Annotated in this window: 3 protein-coding genes; 1 reads left to right on the top strand and 2 read right to left on the bottom strand. The window is 35.5% G+C overall.

Going from position 1 to position 2,083, the window contains the following annotated elements:
* Positions 1-375 (top strand): hypothetical protein (locus KDK16_RS12755; RefSeq protein ID WP_257276415.1); only part of this gene is annotated, 375 nt, incomplete at its 5' end.
* An 87-nt stretch (positions 376-462) separates the two neighbouring features.
* On the opposite strand, the gene KDK16_RS12750 is transcribed toward KDK16_RS12755, so the two are convergent.
* Both KDK16_RS12750 and KDK16_RS12745 read right to left on the bottom strand, forming a co-directional pair.
* Positions 463-1,128, bottom strand: a complete 666-nt coding sequence (locus tag KDK16_RS12750) for a type II CAAX prenyl endopeptidase Rce1 family protein (protein WP_257276414.1) — start codon at positions 1,126-1,128, stop codon at positions 463-465.
* Positions 1,129-1,245: 117 nt separating this feature from the next.
* Positions 1,246-1,869, bottom strand: a complete 624-nt coding sequence (locus tag KDK16_RS12745) for a hypothetical protein (RefSeq protein ID WP_257276413.1) — start codon at positions 1,867-1,869, stop codon at positions 1,246-1,248.
* Positions 1,870-2,083: the final 214 nt, after the last annotated feature.

The raw sequence follows: 2,083 nt of genomic DNA, 5'->3' as shown, positions 1-2,083 counted from the left end.
AGCAGTGAAAAAGTCCGTGAAGGGTATTTTCTGGCGTGCCAGTGTCTGCCTGAAAGTTCTTATTTGGCTGGCTTTTTTGGTGCGTTTCCTATATTTAGTCGAATAAAACATGAATATTCAGAACGACCAATAGGTGTGTCTTTGGATGATGATTTGTACTGGTATACAGGTCGTTGGTTTGGATTTACAAAGGAGTCGGGGGACTTCTTATCACTTATATTGCCAAGGTATGAAGTCAAGTGGAAAAGAAAAAACAATGAAGTTTTAACAGAGCTTTTATTTTTACCTCCCGACAAAAACAAAGGCTTTCCGGGAGGCCAAGAATATCTGAAAGCTAAAGCAGATTTTGAAAGTTATCAAAATTACTTTGACTAAGAATAAAAAAACTGAGGAGGTTCTGAGGAAGACTTGGGGAGTATAATATCTAACGTCGCACGTTTGACTTCTAATAGCGGTTAGCTGCTAAAAAGAGTTTCCTTTATAAAGGTAGATTAAACAGCCAATGGAGTTGAAAGTAACATGAGATACTGTCGCACTTAGTAAACCATAATGTTTAGAAAGCAGTCCTCTACTGAATGAGTTTATCGTTGACATCACGACTTGTGCCATTAATGGGTTAGGGTTGGTAAGATGTAAAAGTCCAAACAATGTAGATTTGATGATGTTACTAAAAATAAATATTTTTTCATCATGATTGTTGATTCTATTAGTTGCAGATTCTATAGAGAAATTGATTAAACGGAGTAAGTGTCCATTAAATATCACCTCTTCAATGACAGCTCCTATAATAGCCTCATTAAATTTTAATTCTCCATTGTATGGGTCATGTATTAATGACAGAGGGCGTAAAACGAAAATAGCCAAAATTTGACATTGTATAGAATGTATTGCACCTGATAATAATCCATAATAAAGTTGATTGTTAAAATCTAACTCTTTTATTAGAACGATCATTATGTTGGATTCTTTATCTTCTATATTCAGTGAGCCTGAGTCTGTGAGGCTCATATTTATTAATGTGTGCAAAGAGTTAAATTCATCCTCTGTTTTTAAGAGCGAGGTGTCTGACTTTGCATGTTGAATTACTAATGAGCAGCATATTGCGATTATTAAAATATATTTTTTCATTGTACTTATCTTTGAAAAACAAGCATAACAGCTAAAAAATGATACCATTTCGTTTTGAGACTTCGTCCCACCATCCGTTGCGCCTCAGGCACGTGGCTGAAGCGGGTGTTATGAGCTTTAATCAATATACTCAACTGAACTAAAGCTATCTGTATTTAAAGGTAAACTTTTTTTCATATCGGTACATTCAGCATTTTGTGTAATGCTCCCATCTTTAAAAGTAAGTCCACCAAGACTGGGTGTTTCTCTAAGTGCCGACATCGAGTACAAAAATTGACTTTTATGAGTAGCATCGTTAGTCGTATCTACTTTATGCCTTATAAAAACGCGCCCTAAAAAAACAGGAAGATCTTTTCTATTTACTTTAATGTGGCAGTGCCAACCTTTTGCCTCGTTATTTGTTCTAGTCGGGTTCTCTGGTTTATGTAACTCTGCTTTATGGTCCAGATCACTATTAAAAATCATATCTTCAATATCATAATCCAATTGATTTTGACATTCTCCAGAGCCAAAATAAATGCTACCTCTGGGGTAATATATTGTTAATACATCTCGTTGAATTGCCTCTCTTTCCGTTAATTTTACAGCAGAAATTAAAGATTGGCTTTTGGGGAAATAAGTAAAGCTCAGAGATGTAAGGCTTACAGATTTATTGGCGAAGTTATCTATAGATAGGCTTTCTTTGTTTGAATCGCCTTTTGTACTTGGTTGTAATAGAGCTGCTTTAGCTATCCCTTGCATTTTATTCTCCTTAAGAAAGAAACAGTTTGGATTGTTGGTAATCAATTTGACTATGCTGTTGCCAAAGAGTTCTATCAATAGGAACAAGTGTGTTAGGAATATTAACTATTCGAGACCAGAGCCTGCAAAAATACCAACAGGCTGCTTTCAGTAGCCGCTGAATTTGGCTTTAGCTTCCTATAACTGTACCGAAGCAGACTCAAGAATAGTGTAT

This window comes from Endozoicomonas sp. SESOKO4, from assembly GCF_024606275.1.
Note: the sequence above shows the minus strand (reverse complement) of the source record. Positions and strands in the feature narration are given on the sequence as shown.